At 67.8% G+C, this 15,386-nt stretch carries 15 protein-coding genes; 1 reads left to right on the plus strand and 14 read right to left on the minus strand.

The features are described 5' to 3' along the window. Nucleotides 1-64: 64 nt before the first annotated feature. From AC1DYK_RS24535 to cyoA, 7 genes are read right to left on the minus strand one after another with little or no spacing between them, the layout of a single operon-like run. Nucleotides 65-601 (minus strand): response regulator transcription factor, encoded by a 537-nt coding sequence (locus AC1DYK_RS24535; RefSeq protein WP_442281881.1) that lies wholly within the window; start codon nucleotides 599-601, stop codon nucleotides 65-67. Continuing rightward, nucleotides 591-1,895 (minus strand): ATP-binding protein, encoded by a 1,305-nt coding sequence (locus AC1DYK_RS24540; protein ID WP_478168652.1) that lies wholly within the window; start codon nucleotides 1,893-1,895, stop codon nucleotides 591-593. Before AC1DYK_RS24540 ends, AC1DYK_RS24535 begins: the two co-directional genes overlap by 11 nt. Further along, a complete protein-coding gene (locus AC1DYK_RS24545; RefSeq protein WP_478090587.1) occupies nucleotides 1,879-2,640 on the minus strand; it encodes an SURF1 family protein in 762 nt (253 codons plus the stop codon). The genes AC1DYK_RS24540 and AC1DYK_RS24545 overlap by 17 nt, the downstream gene beginning before the upstream one ends. 22 nt (nucleotides 2,641-2,662) lie before the next feature. Continuing rightward, a complete protein-coding gene (cyoD, locus tag AC1DYK_RS24550; RefSeq protein WP_478168653.1) occupies nucleotides 2,663-3,058 on the minus strand; it encodes a cytochrome o ubiquinol oxidase subunit IV in 396 nt (131 codons plus the stop codon). Next, nucleotides 3,055-3,696, minus strand: coding sequence for a cytochrome o ubiquinol oxidase subunit III (gene cyoC, locus AC1DYK_RS24555; protein WP_478168654.1), 642 nt, complete (start codon nucleotides 3,694-3,696; stop codon nucleotides 3,055-3,057). The genes cyoD and cyoC overlap by 4 nt, the downstream gene beginning before the upstream one ends. Beyond that, on the minus strand, nucleotides 3,689-5,692 hold the full coding sequence (gene cyoB, locus AC1DYK_RS24560) for a cytochrome o ubiquinol oxidase subunit I (protein WP_478168655.1): 2,004 nt from the start codon (nucleotides 5,690-5,692) through the stop codon (nucleotides 3,689-3,691). Before cyoB ends, cyoC begins: the two co-directional genes overlap by 8 nt. A 2-nt stretch (nucleotides 5,693-5,694) precedes the next feature. Continuing rightward, nucleotides 5,695-6,756 carry a ubiquinol oxidase subunit II gene (gene cyoA, locus AC1DYK_RS24565; protein WP_478168656.1) on the minus strand — a complete coding sequence of 354 codons (1,062 nt, stop codon included), beginning with the start codon at nucleotides 6,754-6,756 and terminating at the stop codon, nucleotides 5,695-5,697. A 147-nt stretch (nucleotides 6,757-6,903) separates the two neighbouring features. Here cyoA and AC1DYK_RS24570 point away from each other — a divergent pair, with 147 nt between their 5' ends. Beyond that, nucleotides 6,904-8,247, plus strand: coding sequence for an MFS transporter (locus tag AC1DYK_RS24570; protein WP_478168657.1), 1,344 nt, complete (start codon nucleotides 6,904-6,906; stop codon nucleotides 8,245-8,247). 166 nt (nucleotides 8,248-8,413) lie between these two features. Here the strand turns inward: AC1DYK_RS24570 and AC1DYK_RS24575 are convergent, their stop codons facing one another. The 7 genes from AC1DYK_RS24575 to AC1DYK_RS24605 all read right to left on the minus strand — a co-directional run bounded on the left by AC1DYK_RS24575 (nucleotide 8,414) and on the right by AC1DYK_RS24605 (nucleotide 15,364). Then, entirely contained in the window at nucleotides 8,414-8,968 is a 555-nt protein-coding gene (locus tag AC1DYK_RS24575) for a DedA family protein (RefSeq protein WP_478168658.1), read from the minus strand. 283 nt (nucleotides 8,969-9,251) lie between these two features. Then, complete coding sequence (gene mnhG / locus AC1DYK_RS24580) at nucleotides 9,252-9,584, minus strand: monovalent cation/H(+) antiporter subunit G (protein WP_478092976.1); 333 nt, start codon at nucleotides 9,582-9,584, stop codon at nucleotides 9,252-9,254. A gap of 21 nt (nucleotides 9,585-9,605) precedes the next feature. After that, a complete protein-coding gene (locus tag AC1DYK_RS24585) occupies nucleotides 9,606-9,884 on the minus strand; it encodes a K+/H+ antiporter subunit F (protein WP_478092978.1) in 279 nt (92 codons plus the stop codon). Next, complete coding sequence (locus AC1DYK_RS24590) at nucleotides 9,881-10,372, minus strand: Na+/H+ antiporter subunit E (protein WP_478168659.1); 492 nt, start codon at nucleotides 10,370-10,372, stop codon at nucleotides 9,881-9,883. Before AC1DYK_RS24590 ends, AC1DYK_RS24585 begins: the two co-directional genes overlap by 4 nt. Further along, the gene (locus AC1DYK_RS24595; protein ID WP_478168660.1) at nucleotides 10,372-12,075 is read right to left on the minus strand and encodes a monovalent cation/H+ antiporter subunit D; all 1,704 of its coding nucleotides are present in this window, start codon (nucleotides 12,073-12,075) and stop codon (nucleotides 10,372-10,374) included. Before AC1DYK_RS24595 ends, AC1DYK_RS24590 begins: the two co-directional genes overlap by 1 nt. Then, the gene (locus AC1DYK_RS24600) at nucleotides 12,072-12,425 is read right to left on the minus strand and encodes a Na+/H+ antiporter subunit C (RefSeq protein WP_478168661.1); all 354 of its coding nucleotides are present in this window, start codon (nucleotides 12,423-12,425) and stop codon (nucleotides 12,072-12,074) included. Before AC1DYK_RS24600 ends, AC1DYK_RS24595 begins: the two co-directional genes overlap by 4 nt. Continuing rightward, entirely contained in the window at nucleotides 12,425-15,364 is a 2,940-nt protein-coding gene (locus AC1DYK_RS24605; protein ID WP_478168662.1) for a monovalent cation/H+ antiporter subunit A, read from the minus strand. The genes AC1DYK_RS24600 and AC1DYK_RS24605 overlap by 1 nt, the downstream gene beginning before the upstream one ends. Between the last annotated feature and the right edge of the window lie 22 nt (nucleotides 15,365-15,386).

The raw sequence follows: 15,386 nt of genomic DNA on the forward strand, positions 1-15,386 counted from the left end.
CACAGCGTTATCCACAGAAGCAAGGCACAAGTCGGCGGGGCCGGGCGCCTTTGCGCCTCTCTCTCTATTTGACGCGCTGCTTCACCAGCTTTCGCGCCAGCGTGCGGCGGTGCATGCCGAGCCGTCTCGCGGTCTCGGAAATGTTGAAGCCGGTTTCCGCCAGGGTTTCGTGGATGCGCTCCCATTCGAGCGTCTTGATCGAGGTCGAGCGGTTGGTCAGTTCGACGTCGGTATCGCCTTCGGCGCGGCCGAACGCGGCCTCGATGTCGTCGGTGTTGGAGGGCTTGGCCAGGTAGTGGCAGGCGCCCAGCTTGATGGCCTCGACCGCGGTGGCGATGCTCGCGAAGCCGGTCAGGACCACGATCAGCATGGCCGGATCGTGCCGGTTCAGGGTCTGGACGCAAGCCAGTCCCGAGGCCTCGCCGCTGAGCTTGAGGTCGACCACCGCATAGCGCGGCGAGTGGGTCTGCAGCAGCACGGCGACCTCGTCGCGGTTGGCGGCCAACAGCACCGCATAGCCGCGGCGTTCGAACGAGCGGCCGAGCGTGCGCGCGAAGGCCGCGTCGTCCTCGACGATCAGCAGCAGGCGTTCAGCTTCCATCTCCTTCGTCCTCTTCCTCTTCGAGAATGATTGCCGCCAGCGGCAGGGTGAGCGTGACCTCGGCGCCGCCTTCGGGCCGGTTGCGGGCGCTGACCTTGCCGCCCAGCGTGCGTATCACGTTGACGACCAGGAACAGGCCGAGGCCACCTTCCGGACGCCCCTTGGTCGACAGGTAGGGCTTGCCGAAATCGGCCAGCATCCCGGGTGCGAAGCCGGGACCGGCATCGGTGACCGTGAGCCGCAGCGTGTCGTCGTCGTGGATCGCGTCGAGCCGCACCCAATCGGGCGAGGCCTGGAGCGCATTGTCCAGCACGTTGCAGATGGTCTGCTTCAAGGCCGAATCGGAAACCATCGGCAGGTCGTGGCCGAAGCGGTTCTCATACTCGAAGGCCTGCACCGGGCGGGTGCTGCGCCACTCTTCGGCGAGGTCGTCGAGGAAGGTGCTGACCGTGGTCTCGAGCGAGGATTCGCCGCGCGCCTCGCCGGCCGACAGCAGGATGCCGCTCAGGATGGTCTTGCAGCGCTGCAGCTGGGCCTGCATCTCGCCGATCTCCTGCAGCAGTTCCGGATTGGCGGTGAAGGCGGGCATGCGCCGCCAGTCGCCGAGGATCACCGACAGCGTCGCCAGCGGCGTGCCCAGGTCGTGCGCGGCGCCCGAGGCCAGCAGGCCCATGCGTACGATGTGTTCCTCCTCGGCCGCGCGTTCACGCAGGGCCGCGAGACGCGCATCGCGCGCCCGCAGGTTGCGGCTGATGCGGCTGATGAAGATCACCAGCAGCGCGGCGTTGAGCCCGAAGCAGATCAGCATGCCGAGGATGTACGGGCTCAGCAGGCCGTTTCCGTGGTCGATCGGCAACTCGAGCGGGCCGCTGAAGATCGCCAGGCCGGCGAAGCAGACGCTGGTGATGCCGACGATGGTCCAGGTCGACCAGGCCTCCAGCAGCACCGCACCCAGGATCACCTGCAGCAGGTAGAGGAAGACGAAGGGGTTGGCGGCGCCGCCGCTCAGGTAGAGCTGCGCGGTCAGCATCGCGACGTCGACCAGCAGCGCGACGAACAGTTCGCCGTTGCTGACGTCGCGGTGGATGCGCCAGCGCAGCTGGCTGGCGGCGTTGAAGGCGGCCAGGAAGGCCAGCACCGCCAGCATCTGGTCGAGCGGCAGGCGGATGCCGAAGCCGTAGTGCACCACCGCGATGGTGGCGACCTGGCCGACCACCGCCAGCCAGCGCAGCTGGATCAGCTGCTGCATGTTGTCCAGGCCGGTGGCGTCGCCGGTGTCAGTCTCGCGGGCCATCGTGGTCCTCCTCGCCGGCATTCTGCGGCCGGCGCCGCTCGCGGACGACGAACCAGGCCGCGCCGGCGATCATCAGCGCCAGCGCGTACCAGGTAAGGGCGTAGACCAGATGGTTGTTGGGGAAGGCGATCACGGTCAGGCCGCCGACCGGCCCGCCGCGAGGGCTGCCCGGCGCGGCGGCGTCCGCATCGATGAAGTAGGGCGCCGCCTGGCCCTGGCCGCGCGCCGCCGCGATCGCCTGAACGTCGCGCGAGTACCAGCGATCGGCGGCAGGGTCGTTGGTTCGCAGCAGGGCGCCGCGAGGCTCGGTCATGCGCAGCAGGCCGGTGACGGCGACTTCGCCTGCGGGTTCGTCGGCGCGTCGCGCCAGGCGTTCCTTCTGCTGCGGCGGCGACACGAAGCCGCGGTTGACAAGCAGCACCTGGCCGCCGGACAGGCGCAGCGGCGTCAGCACCCAGTAGCCGCTGCCGAGTTCGGTGGTGGCCTGGACCAGGGTCTCGCGGTCATGGAGGAAAGTGCCGCTGGCGCGCACGCGCCGGTATTCGTCGTCGGCCCGGTTGATCCGCGACCATTGCGCGGGCCCTGGCGCGTCGGTCGCGGGGGCGTGGACCCGCTGGTCGATGCGCTCGATCAGGTCCAGCTTCCAGGCCCGGCGCTCGAGTTGCCAGGTGCCGAGCGCGAAGAAGGCCGCGAAGGCCAGCAGCGCGCCCAGGGCCAGCGCAAGCCGCGGAAGAAGCCGTCTCACCGAAGCGCCGCGCCTGCCCGGGTCACGGCATCTTGTGCGTCTCGGGCATCAACCCCGGCATCATGTTGTGATTGAGGTGGTACATCACCCACAGCGAGCCGCTCAGCGTGATCACGACAATGACCACCGTGAAGATCAGGGCCAGCATGGTCCAGCCGTGCTCGGACCTGGCGTTCATGTGCAGGAAATACACCATGTGGACCACGATCTGCACCGCGGCGAAGGCGAGGACCACGAAGGCCGTGGTGCTGCTCTTGTCGAACACGTTGCCCATCACGAGCCAGAAGGGGATCGCGGTCAGGATCAGCGACAGGATGAAACCCGTCATGTAGCCCTTGAAGGTGGCGTGGGGCGCGCCGTCGTCGTGGGCGTGGTCGTCGTGGCCGCCGTGACCGGCGTGTTCGTTGTGCGTGCTCATGGCAACACTCCCATCAGGTACACGAAGGTGAAGACGCCGATCCAGACCACGTCCAGGAAGTGCCAGAACATCGACAGGCACATCAGCCGGCGGCGGTTGTCGGCGATGAAGCCGTGTTGCGCCAGTTGCACCATCAGCACCACCAGCCAGACCAGGCCGAAGGTGACGTGCAGGCCGTGGGTGCCGACCAGCGCGAAGAAGGACGACAGGAAGGCGCTGCGCTGCGGCACCGCGCCTTCGTGGATCAGGTGCGCGAATTCATAGAGCTCGATCGCGATGAAGCCGGCGCCGAACAGGCCCGTGATGGCCAGCCAGACCAGCGTGGCGCGCATGCGCTTGCGCTGCATCTCGATCATCGCGAAGCCGTAGGTGATCGACGACAGCAGCAGGAAGGCGGTATTGAGCGCGACCAGCCTGAGATCGAACAGGTCGGCGCCCGAAGGGCCGGCGGCGTAGCTGCGGCCCAGCACCGCGTACATCGCGAACAGGCAGGCGAACACCAGGCAGTCGCTCATCAGGTAGAGCCAGAACCCGAGCAGGGTGCCGTTCTCGGGGTGATGCTCGCCCTGCACGTGGAAGCGCGGCTGCTGGCTGGCGCTCAGCGCGCCATGGGGGGAAAGGACGGTGGTATCAGACATGGCCGGCAAGCAGGCGGGTACGGGCGCCTTCGGTGCGGACGACTTCCTCCGTGGGGATGTGGTAGTCGCGCTTGTAGTTGAAGGTATGGATGATCACGGCGAGCAGCATGGCGACGAAGGACACGCCGGCCAGCAGCCACATCTGCCAGATCAGCGTGAAGCCGCAGGCCGCGGCCAGGGCCGCGATGATGAAGCCGGCGCCGGTGTTCTTCGGCATGTGGATCGGGATGAAGCCTTCGAGCGGCCGCACATAGCCGTGCTTCTTCATGTAGGTCCAGGCGTCGTTGTCGTGCACCCGCGGCGTGAAGGCGAAGTTGTAGGCCGGCGGCGGCGAGGAGGTCGACCATTCGAGGGTGCGGCCGTCCCACGGGTCGCCGGTCTCGTCGCGCAGCGAGTCGCGGCGCACGTAGCTCACCACCAGCTGGATCAGGAACGAGCCGATGCCCAGCGCGATCAGCACCGCGCCGAAGGCGGCGATCTGGAACCAGATCTGGTAGGACGGATCCTCGAAGTGGCTCACGCGGCGGGTCACACCCATCAGGCCCAGCACGTACAGCGGCATGAAGGCGAAGTAGAAGCCGATCACCCAGAACCAGAACGAGCACTTGCCCCAGAACGGTTCGAGCTTGTAGCCGAAAGCCTTCGGATACCAGTAGGTGATGCCGGCCATGAGGCCGAACAGCACGCCGCCGATGATCACGTTGTGGAAGTGCGCGATCAGGAACAGGCTGTTGTGCAGCACGAAGTCGGCCGGGGGCACGGCCAGCAGCACGCCGGTCATGCCGCCGATCACGAACGTGATCATGAAGGCGATCGTCCACATCATGGGCAGCTCGAAGCGGATGCGGCCCTTGTACATCGTGAACAGCCAGTTGAAGATCTTCGCGCCCGTCGGGATCGAGATGATCATCGTCGTGATGCCGAAGAACGAGTTGACGCTGGCGCCCGACCCCATGGTGAAGAAGTGGTGCAGCCAGACCAGGTACGACAGGATCGTGATCACCAGCGTGGCATAGACCATCGAGGCGTAGCCGAACAGGCGCTTGCCGCTGAAGGTGGCGACGACTTCGGAGAACACGCCGAACACCGGCAGCACCAGGATGTAGACCTCGGGGTGGCCCCAGATCCAGATCAGGTTCACGTACATCATGGCGTTGCCGCCGAAGTCGTTCGTGAAGAAGTTGGTGCCGACGAAGCGGTCGAGCGACAGCAGGGCCAGCACGGCGGTCAGCACCGGGAAGGCGGCGACGATCAGGATGTTGGTGCACAGCGCGGTCCAGGTGAACACCGGCATCTTCATCAGCGTCATGCCCGGGGCGCGCATCTTCACGATGGTGGCGATCAGGTTGATGCCCGACAGCAAGGTGCCGACCCCCGCGATCTGCAAGGACCATATGTAGTAGTCGACCCCCACGTCGGGACTGAACTCGATCCCCGACAGCGGCGGGTAGGCGAGCCAGCCGGTGCGCGCGAATTCGCCCACGAACAGCGAGGCCATCACCAGCCCGGCGCCGAAGGTGGTCATCCAGAAGCTGAAGTTGTTGAGGAAGGGGAAGGCCACGTCGCGGGCGCCGATCTGCAGCGGCACGACGAAGTTCATGAGGCCCGTGACCAGCGGCATCGCGACGAAGAAGATCATGATCACGCCGTGGGCCGTGAAGATCTGGTCGTAGTGGTGCGGCGGCAGGAAGCCGGCGTTGTCGCCGAAGGCGAAGGCCTGCTGGGCCCGCATCATGATCGCGTCGGAGAAGCCGCGCAGCAGCATCACCAACCCGAGGATGATGTACATGATGCCGATCTTCTTGTGATCGATGCTGGTGATCCAGTCACGCCAGAGGGTGCCCCAGACGCGGAAATAGGTGATCGCGCCGACGAGGGCCAGGCCGCCGAGGACGACCGCAATGAAGGTCGCCAGCAGGATCGGTTCGTGAAAGGGAATGGCCTCCCAGGAGAGGCGGCCGAAGATGAGCTTCGTCAGATCAGGATGGTCGAGCATCGTTATTCTTCGCGGATGCGAGCGGTGGAAAGCGGAAGCGAAAGTCCGGTGGGATCGTTGACGCTGCACATGGCCGCGACGTAGGTGCGGGGCGGAATGCTGGCCTCGGGCTGCCAGGGCCGCGGCGAGACGTTGTAGGCGCCGACCTTGCCGAGTCCGCCGTCCGCGTCGATGGCCATCATCTGGTCCATGCACATCTTGTTGCGATCGACGCAGCGGTTGACGATGGCGTTGTAGAGGTCGGGCGCGACCGTGGCGAAGCGGCGCACGGGATCGCGCTCGCTCGGGCGCTCGAGCGCCAGGTAGGCGTCGCGGCTCAGCTCGCCGCCGGCGGCCTTGGCCTTCTGGACCCAGGCCTCGAAATCGGGCTCGCTCACGCCGTGGAAGCGGAAGCGCATGCCGGAGAAGCCGGCGCCGCTGTAGTTGGCCGAGAAGCCCTCGAAGTCACCCGGCTTGTTGATGACCGCATTGAGCTTGGTCTCCATGCCCGGCATGGCGTAGATCTGGCCGGCCAGCGCCGGGATGTAGAAGGAGTTCATCACCGAGGAAGCGGTGATCTTGAAGACGATCGGGCGGTCGATCGGCGCCGCCAGCTCGTTCACCGTGGCGATGCCCTGCTCGGGGTAGATGAAGAGCCACTTCCAGTCCAGGGCGACCACTTCGACCGTCAGCGGCTTGACCTCGGCCGGGACCGGACGACCCGCCTCGATGCGGCGCAGCGGACGGTAGGGATCGAGCGTGTGGGTGCTGATCCAGGTGATCGCGCCGAGGGCGATGATGATCAGCAGCGGGGCGCCCCAGATGGCCAGTTCGAGTTCGGTCGAATGGTCCCAGTCGGGCGAATAGTTCACCTCCTTGTTCGACTGCCGATAGCGCCAGGCGAAATAGATGGTGAGCCCGATCACCGGCACGATGATCAGCAGCATCAGGACCGTGGAGACGATGATCAGCTGGCCTTGCTGGCGGGCGATGTCGCCGGATGCGTTCAACAGCACCATGTCGCAGCCCGCCAGCAGGGCGAGCGGGAGCAGGAGCAGTCCGCGAAAGTTCTTGAGGGGAGGCATGCCGGAGAATGAGCGTTTGGTGCGCAAAAGGGACCACAATCTACTTCGTTTGGCGACTGCGGGATATTGGACGTTTTGTCCTATGGCGGCAATCTCGATTCGGTGAGACGCTCGGAGTATCCAGTTGAATACGACCCCAAAGCAGAAATGACGACGTCCAGCATCAGTCCTTCGCGCGACGCCTCCGCGCTGCACGGCACCCAGCACGACAGCCCAGACGCCGCGTCGGACCATTCGCCGATCGCCCCGGGCGAGATCGCGGTCGGCGTGATCATCGGCCGCGCGTCCGAGTATTTCGACTTCTTCGTCTACGGCATCGCCTCGGTGCTGGTGTTCCCGGCGGTGTTCTTCCCGATGGAGAACCGCCTCGAGGGCACGCTCTACGCCTTCGTGATCTTTTCCTTCGCGTTCATCGCGCGGCCCTTCGGCACGGTGGCCTCGATGGCGATCCAGCGCCGCTTCGGCCGCGAGGCCAAGCTGACCGCCGCGCTGTTCCTGCTCGGCATCTCCACGGCCGGCATCGCCTTCCTGCCGGGCTACGCGAGCATGGGCTTCGCCTCCATCGTGGTGCTGTCGATCCTGCGCGTCGGCCAGGGCATTGCGCTCGGCGGCTCCTGGGACGGCCTGCCCTCGCTGCTGGCGCTCAATGCCCCCGAAAACCGTCGCGGCTGGTACGCCATGCTGGGCCAGTTGGGGGCGCCGGTGGGCTTTTTTGTTGCCAGCGCGCTGTTCGCGTACCTCTATTCGAGCCTGTCGAGCGAGGATTTCCTCGACTGGGGATGGCGTTACACCTTTTACGTGGCGTTTGCGATCAACGTCGTGGCGCTGTTCGCCCGGCTCCGTCTGGTGGCCACCAACGAGTACGACCGGCTCCTCGAGCAGCGTGAGCTGGAGCCGACCGACGTCGTCGAGATGACGCGCTCGCAGGGCTACAACCTGCTCATCGGCGCCTTCGCGGCGCTGGCGAGCTATGCGCTGTTCCACCTGATCACGGTGTTCCCGCTGTCCTGGATCACCCTCTACTCGACCCAGTCGGTGACCGAATTCCTGGTCATCCAGATGATCGGCGCGGTGCTCGGCGCCGCCGGCATCGTGGCCTCCGGCGTGATCGCCGACCGCATGGGACGGCGCCGCACGCTCGGCAGCCTGGCGGTGCTGATCGCGGTCTTCAGCGGCTTCGCGCCGACGCTGCTGGACGGCGGCAAACTCGGGCAGGACGTCTTCATCCTGCTGGGCTTCGTCATCCTGGGACTCTCCTACGGCCAGGCGGCCGGCGCGGTGACGGCCAATTTCGAGCCGAAGTACCGCTACACCGGCGCCGCGCTGACCTCCGACCTGGCCTGGCTGATCGGTGCCGCCTTCGCGCCGCTGGTGGCGCTGGGCCTGTCGGCCAACTTCGGGCTGGGCTATGTCAGCGTCTACCTGCTGTCGGGCGCGGTCTGCACGCTCGCCGCGCTGCGGGTCAACCGGGCGCTCGAAGAACGGGAATAGACCCCCCCGAAGCGCCTGCGGCGCCTCCCCCCAGGGGGCAACACCAGCGGCCCGGCGAAGCCGGTTCCGCGGTATCCCTGGCCTTGGGCTACGCCGGTTGATGCATCGCGGGCCACGCGACGGCGCGGGGTACGACGGATCCATGAGCTGAAAGTGCGCGGCGCTTTCAGCGCCGCGAGCGCCATTGGCTCAAGAGCCCCACGGCCAGCGTGATCGCCAGGGCGCCGGCGATCAGCAGGTGCTCGTAGGGCCGCAGGTGGCCGACCGACGCATGCACCCAGGCCGTGAGCTTGAGGCCGAACAGGCTGACCACGGTCGCCCACAGCACGGCCGCGATCGCGTCCAGCGCCGCATAGACCGCCGCGCGCATCGGACCCATGCCCAGCGTGGCCGGCAGTGCGATGCGCAGGCCCCAGGCGAATCGCATCAGGAAGATCGTCGCCACCGGATGCCGGCCGACGAAGCCGTTGACCCGTTCGATGTGGCCCCGCAGTGTGGCCCGTGTCGCGAGCAGTTCGGCGCCCTTGCGGCGGCTCAGGTGGAAATAGAACTGGTCGGTCAGGAAGGCGGCCGCCGCGCCGCAGGCGATCAGCGGCCAGAACGAGAGATAGCCCTGGTGCACCGCGAAGGCGCCCAGCATCAGGATCGTCTCGCCCTCGAACAGCCCCAGAATGAAGACTGCGTAGTAGCCATATTGCTGAAGCAGGTCGGACAGGTGCATGGGGCATTGTTGCTCGCCCCCAGGTTGCCCGGCACTTCGTGTCCGGGCGCCCACCCCCTACCGGGGGCGCAGCCAGTGGCCCGGCGAAGCCGGTTCCACGGCTGCCCACGAACAGGCGCGCTGCGCGCAGCCGAGAAACGGTGGCAGCGCTGGTTTTCGCGTCGGCCGGCGCAGCCAGGCCTGTTGGTGAAACACCGCGGAACTGGCTTTGCCAGGCCGCTGGTGTTGCCCCCGGTAGGGGGTGGGCGCCCGACACGAAGTGCGGGCAACCTGGGGGCGAGCTCTACTCCGGCGGAACGTCGCCCTTCTTCTGCCGCTCGCGGAACAGCGCCGCGCGCATCAGGAAAATGGTCGTGACCGGTGCCGTCAGCGCGACGAAGAGCGCGATCAGCACGGCGTGCAGGAACAGGCTGTGTCCCTGCACCGAGAAGTAGATGATGGTCGCCAGCGTCATGCACCACACGCCCAGGGTCGCGCCGAGTGTCGGCGTATGGATGCGGCGGAAGAAGGTGGGCACGCGCACCAGCCCGAACGAGCCGATGGCGGCGAAGGCGGCGCCGACCACCGCGAACACCGCGGTGAGTATTTCCGCCCACAGCGGCAAGGCTTCAGTCATTCCATTCCCCACGCGCGGCGCTCATTCGATCACCTCGCCGCGCAGCAGGAACTTGGCGATCGCGGTCGAGCCGACGAAGCCGAACAGCGCGATCAGCATCGCGGCCTCGAAGTAGACGTTGCTGGCATAGACGATGCCGAGCACCAGCATCATCAGCATGCCGTTGATGTAGAGGCAGTCGAGGGCCATCACGCGGTCCTGCGCGGTGGGGCCGATCAGCAGGCGGTAGAGCGCGCACAGCATGGCCACCGCCAGCAGCAGCAGCGCGAGCTTGAGCGCCCACAGGAGGACGGGCGTCATGATTCGAAGATCTCCATCAGCGGCCGTTCGTAGCGCGCCTTGACCATGGCGACGAAGGCCGGCACGTCGTCGAGGTCGAACACGTGGATCAGCAGGGTCGAGCGGTCGAGGGAGATCTCGCCCCAGGCGGTGCCGGGCGTCAGGCAGATGATCATCGCGAGCACCGCCAGCGCGTTGGGGTCGCGCACTTCGAGCGGCACGCGCACGAAGTGCGGCGCCATCTGGTCATTGCGCCGGGTCAGCAGCAGGCGCGCCACCGTCAGCGCCGAATGGACCAGGTCGTAGGCGACCACACCGCAGAGGCGCAGCGCCACCGCGGGGCGGCGCATCCGGACCCTGGCGGGGCGCAGCGACTGGGTCAGCACCGGCACCGCCAGCGCGAGGATCGCCGCCAGCAGCAGCGTGGCTGCGTCCAGCGACTGGTTCAACAGCAGCCAGACCACGAACAGGGCCAGCGACAGCGACGGGGAGGGCAGCCAGCGCTTCATCATTTGGCGGCTTTCGCAGCAGGGGCGACCGGATTGGGGACCTGGATCGCGCCGAGCACGGCGTTGCGATAGGCGGTGGGCGTGAGCAGGCCCTCGGCGGTGGCGGCGGCATGCAGCATCACCGGGCCGGCGGCGAGCGTGAGCGCAAGGCAGGTCCCCAGCAGCGCGGCGACCGGCAGCACCTCGAGCGCGGGCAGCGCGGGCATGGTCGCGTGGGCCTGGGTCCAGAAATGACGGATGCCGGTGCGGCCCAGCGCGAGCAGCGACAGGAAGCCCGACACCAGCAGCAGCGTCATGAAGGTCCAGGCCGCCGAAGTGACATGACCGGCGTCGAGCAGTCCCGAGAGCATCGCGAACTTGCCCACGAAGCCCGACAGCGGCGGCAGGCCCGCCAGCAGCACCGTGCAGCCGACGAAGCTGAGGCCGAGGAAGACCACGCCGGCCGGGATGGCGCGGCCGTAGAGCGCCTGGGCATCGTCGTCGAGGTTCACGTCGTCGAGCCTCTGGAGGTCCTCCGACAGGAAGGGGGCGCCGCCGGCCGCTTCGTGCGGCGCGACGCTCAAGCCGGCGTTGCGCCAGCGCTCGACCATGTCGATCAGCAGGAAGAAGGCGCTGGCCGCCAGCGTCGAGCTCAGCAGGTAATAGAGCGCACCGGCCCAGACGGCCGGCTGGCCGAAGCCGATCGCAGCCAGCAGGGTGCCGGCCGAGATCAGCACGCTGAAGCCCGCGAGGTTCGACAGCCGCTGCGTGCCGACGATGCCGAGCGCGCCGACGAACAGTGTCGCGAGCCCGATCACCACCAGCACGCCCTGGCCGAACTGGGCCGAGGCGCCGGTGTCGGGCGCGAACAGCAGGGTCCAGAGGCGCAACAGCGTGTAGATGCCGAGCTTGGTCAGGAGCGAGAACACCGCGCCCACCGGCGACACCGCGGCGCTGTAGGCCGGCACCAGCCAGAAGTTGAGCGGCCAGGCCCCGGCCTTGGCGAAGAAGGCGGTGGCCAGGATGGCGGCGGCGGCGTGCACCAGTCCGCGGTCGGCCGGCGCGATCTGCGCGATGCGCACGCCGAGGTCGGCCATGTTGAGCGTGCCGGTCACGCCGTAGAGCAGCGCGGCGCCGACCAGGAACAGCGACGAGGCCGCGAGGTTGATCGCCACGTAGTGCAGTCCGGCCTGCACCCGGAGCCGGCCGGAGCCGTGCAGCAGCAGGCCGTAGGAGGCGGCCAGCATCACCTCGAAAAAGACGAACAGGTTGAACAGGTCGCCGGTCAGGAAGGCGCCGTTGAGGCCCATGAGCTGCAGCTGCAGCAGCGGGTGGAAGTGAACCCCGGCGCGGTCCCAGCGCGAGGTGGAGTAGATCGAAGCGGCGAAGGCCACCACGCCCGTCAGCGCGACCATCATGGTCGACAGCCGGTCGGCCACCAGCACGATGCCGAAAGGCGCGCGCCAGTTGCCCGGCAGGTAGACGCCGATCGAGCCGGGCCCGCCGCCGGTGTCGGGCGCGTTGACCCAGCGCAGCAGCGCCAGCGCGGCCAGCAGGCCGACCAGGCCCGAGACCACGCTGAGCGCCGACTTGGTGCGGCGGCGCTGCTCGCCGAGCAGCAGCATCAGGGCGGCGGTGAGCATCGGCACCAGGATCGGCACCGCGATCAGGTGCGGCATGCTGAAGTCGAGCAGGCGGTCGAGGAAGGCGAACAGCTCGTTCATTCCTGCGGCTCCCGGCGTTCCTGGCCGTCCACGTGGTCGGTGCCCGTGAGGCCGCGCGAGGCCAGCAGCACGACCAGGAACAGCGCGGTCATCGCGAATCCGATCACGATCGCGGTCAGCACCAACGCCTGCGGCATCGGGTCGGCGGTGTTGGCGAGCGTGGCGCGCACGCCCGGCGTCAGCACCGGTTCGCTGTCGACCTTGAGCCGGCCCATGCTGAAGATGAAGAGGTTGACCGCATAGGAGATCAGGGTCAGGCCCATGATGACCTGGAAGGTGCGCGGGCGCAGCAGCAGGTAGACACCCGAGCCGGCCAGGATGCCGATGGCGATGGCGAGCACGACTTCCATCAGGCGGCGGCCTCCGCTTCGGCCGCGGTGCGCGCGGCTTCCTTCTCTTCCTGTTCGTCGACCCAGCGATGGCTGCGGATCGATTGGTGGGCGAGGGCAGTCAGGATCAGCATGGTCGCTCCGAGCACCAGCGAGAACACGCCCATGTCGAAGAACAGCGCGCTCGGCACGTGCACCTCGCCCAGCAGCGGCAGGTGCAGGTGCGCGGTGTGGGTGGTGAGGAAGGGGTAGCCCAGCGCCATGGCGCCGCCGCCGGTGGCCAGCGCCAGCAACAAGCCGGCCGCGATCCAGCGCCGCGGGTAGATGCGCAGGTGTTCCTCGACCCATTCGGTGCCCGAGACGATGAACTGCAGCACCAGCGCCACCGACATCACGAGCCCGGCGACGAAGCCGCCGCCCGGTTGGTTGTGGCCGCGCATGAAGAAATAGACCGACACCAGCACCGACAGCGGCAGCAGCAGCCGCACCAGGACGGCCGGCACCATCAGGTAGCCGACCGCGGTGTCCTTGGCCCGGCGCGGGTTGATCAGGTCGCTGCTGCCGTCGTCCGGCTGCAGGCGCTGCTGGATCGGCAGCGCCATCGATTCGGGCGCCGGACGAAAGCGGCGCAACAGCGCGTAGACCGTCAGCGCCACCACGCCCAGCACGGTGATCTCGCCCAAGGTGTCGAAGCCGCGGAAGTCGACCAGCATCACGTTGACCACGTTGCTGCCGCCGCCGTCGGTCAGTGCATGGTCGAGGAAGAAGGGCGAGATGCTCTGCGGGAAATTGCGGGTCATCACGGTCCAGGCCAGCGCGGCGAGGCCGGCGCCGGCCGCGATGGACAGCCCCAGGTCGCGCCCGCGTCGCGCCAGCGGCCGCAGGCCGTGGCGATCGCGATCGGCCTGCGCATCGCGCATCGGCAGCCAGCGCAGGCCGAGCAGGATCAGCACGGTGGTCACGGCTTCCACCACCAGTTGCGTGAGCGCCAGGTCGGGCGCCGAGAACCAGATGTAGGTGATGCAGCACACCAGCCCCGCACCCGAGGCCAGCATCAGCGAGGCGAGCCGGTGGAACTTGGCCTGCCAGGCCGCGCTCAGCGCACAGACCGCGCCGATCAGCCAGGTCATCGCGAACATCGGCGAGAACGGCAGCGGCGCGCGCGCGCCGCGGGCCACCGGCGTGATCCAGAGCGCGGCGCCGGCGCCGGCCACTGCGACCGCGACCAGCAGCATCAGTTGCGTCTGCAGCCGGCGGGTGCCGAGCAGGCGCCGGCTTCGGCGGCCGGCCTCGCTGAGCCGGGCCATCACGTTCTCGAACACGCGCTGGCCATCGAGGCCGTGCAGCAGCGGCGTGTACTCGAGGGCGCCGCGGCGGCGGCCGCGTCGGTGCATCAGATAGAGCAGGGCACCGCCCGCCAGTGCGATGAAGCTCATCAGCAAGGGCAGGTTGAAGCCGTGCCACAGCGCCAGGCTGTAGGCGGGCAGCTCGCCGCCCACCACCGGCGTGGCCGCCGCGGCGAGGAAGGCGCCGACCGACCAGGCCGGCGCCACCCCGACCACCAGGCAGACCAGCACCAGCAATTCGACCGGCACGCGCATCCAGTGCGGCGGTTCATGGGGCTGCTTCGGTACGTCGGGTCCGCAGGGCGGGCCGTAGAAGACGTCGAAGACGAAGCGCGCCGAATAGGCGACGCTGAAGATGCCCGCCAGCGTGGCGATGACCGGCAGGCTCTTGTCGACCCAGGGCGTCGACTGGATGAAGACGGTCTCGGCGAAGAACATCTCCTTCGACAGGAAGCCGTTGAGCAGCGGCACGCCGGCCATCGACGCGCTGGCGATGATCGCCAGCGTGCCGGTGATCGGCATCACTTTCAGCAGGCCGCTGAGCTTGCGGATGTCGCGGGTGCCGGTCTCGTGGTCGATGATGCCTGCCGCCATGAACAGCGAGGCCTTGAAGGTCGCGTGGTTCATGATGTGGAACACCGCCGCGACCGCTGCCAGCGGGCTGTTGAGGCCGAGCAGCAGCGTGATCAGCCCGAGGTGGGAAATCGTCGAATAGGCCAGCAGCGCCTTGAGGTCGCGCTGGAACATCGCGATGTAGCCGCCGAGCAGCAGCGTGATCGCACCGGCGCCACCCACCAGCCAGAACCACTGCTCGGTGCCCGAGAGCACCGGCCACAGCCGCGCCAGCAGGAACACGCCGAGCTTCACCATGGTGGCCGAGTGCAGGTAGGCCGAGACCGGTGTCGGCGCCGCCATGGCGCGCGGCAGCCAGAAGTGGAACGGGAACTGTGCGCTCTTGGTGAAGGCGCCGAGCAGCACCAGCACCAGCACCACCGGATAGAGCGTGCTGGCGCGGATCAGGTCGCCCGAGGCCAGCACCATGTCGAGGTCGTAGCTGCCGACGATGCGGCCGAGCAGCAGCACGCCGGCCAGCAGGCACAGGCCGCCGGCGGCGGTCACGGTGAGCGCCATGCTGGCGCCGCGCCGCGCATCGCGCCGGTGGTGCCAGTAGCCGATCAGCAGGAAGGAGAACAGGCTGGTGAGTTCCCAGAACATCACCATCTGGATCGTGTTGCCCGACAGCACCACGCCCATCATCGCGCCCATGAAGGCGAGGAGGAACGAGAAGAAGCGCGGCACCGGGTCCGAGGCCGACATGTAGTAGCGCGCATAGAGCACCACCAGCGCGCCGATCCCCAGCACCAGCATGCAGAAGAGCCAGGCGAAGCCGTCCATGCGGAACGTCAGGTCGAGGCCGAGCGCGGGCAGCCACTCGACTTGCTGACGGATCACGTTGCCGTTGGAAATGCTCGGAAACAGCCACCCGACCTGCACCGCGCAGCCCAGCGCGACCAGGCCCGCCAGTGTCGACTCCCGGTTGCGCGCGTTCGATGGCAGCAGTGCGGCGAGCACGCTGGCGATGAAGGGGAGTGCAACGAGGGAAACAAGGGGCATTGCGGTCGATTCTATCGACCGA

Source organism: Variovorax sp. P2_H12 (assembly GCF_056403395.1).

Excerpts from the sequence above, each read along its gene's own strand:
- AC1DYK_RS24535 (WP_442281881.1), bottom strand. The coding sequence starts at position 601 with ATGGAAGCTGAACGCCTGCTGCTGATCGTCGAGGACGACGCGGCCTTC.
- AC1DYK_RS24585 (WP_478092978.1), bottom strand. The coding sequence starts at position 9,884 with ATGACGCCCGTCCTCCTGTGGGCGCTCAAGCTCGCGCTGCTGCTGCTG.
- cyoB (WP_478168655.1), bottom strand. The coding sequence starts at position 5,692 with ATGCTCGACCATCCTGATCTGACGAAGCTCATCTTCGGCCGCCTCTCC.
- mnhG (WP_478092976.1), bottom strand. The coding sequence starts at position 9,584 with ATGACTGAAGCCTTGCCGCTGTGGGCGGAAATACTCACCGCGGTGTTC.
- AC1DYK_RS24590 (WP_478168659.1), bottom strand. The coding sequence starts at position 10,372 with ATGAAGCGCTGGCTGCCCTCCCCGTCGCTGTCGCTGGCCCTGTTCGTG.
- AC1DYK_RS24570 (WP_478168657.1), top strand. The coding sequence starts at position 6,904 with ATGACGACGTCCAGCATCAGTCCTTCGCGCGACGCCTCCGCGCTGCAC.
- AC1DYK_RS24600 (WP_478168661.1), bottom strand. The coding sequence starts at position 12,425 with ATGGAAGTCGTGCTCGCCATCGCCATCGGCATCCTGGCCGGCTCGGGT.
- AC1DYK_RS24575 (WP_478168658.1), bottom strand. The coding sequence starts at position 8,968 with ATGCACCTGTCCGACCTGCTTCAGCAATATGGCTACTACGCAGTCTTC.
- cyoD (WP_478168653.1), bottom strand. The coding sequence starts at position 3,058 with ATGAGCACGCACAACGAACACGCCGGTCACGGCGGCCACGACGACCAC.
- AC1DYK_RS24595 (WP_478168660.1), bottom strand. The coding sequence starts at position 12,075 with ATGAACGAGCTGTTCGCCTTCCTCGACCGCCTGCTCGACTTCAGCATG.
- AC1DYK_RS24540 (WP_478168652.1), bottom strand. The coding sequence starts at position 1,895 with ATGGCCCGCGAGACTGACACCGGCGACGCCACCGGCCTGGACAACATG.
- cyoC (WP_478168654.1), bottom strand. The coding sequence starts at position 3,696 with ATGTCTGATACCACCGTCCTTTCCCCCCATGGCGCGCTGAGCGCCAGC.
- AC1DYK_RS24605 (WP_478168662.1), bottom strand. The coding sequence starts at position 15,364 with ATGCCCCTTGTTTCCCTCGTTGCACTCCCCTTCATCGCCAGCGTGCTC.
- cyoA (WP_478168656.1), bottom strand. The coding sequence starts at position 6,756 with ATGCCTCCCCTCAAGAACTTTCGCGGACTGCTCCTGCTCCCGCTCGCC.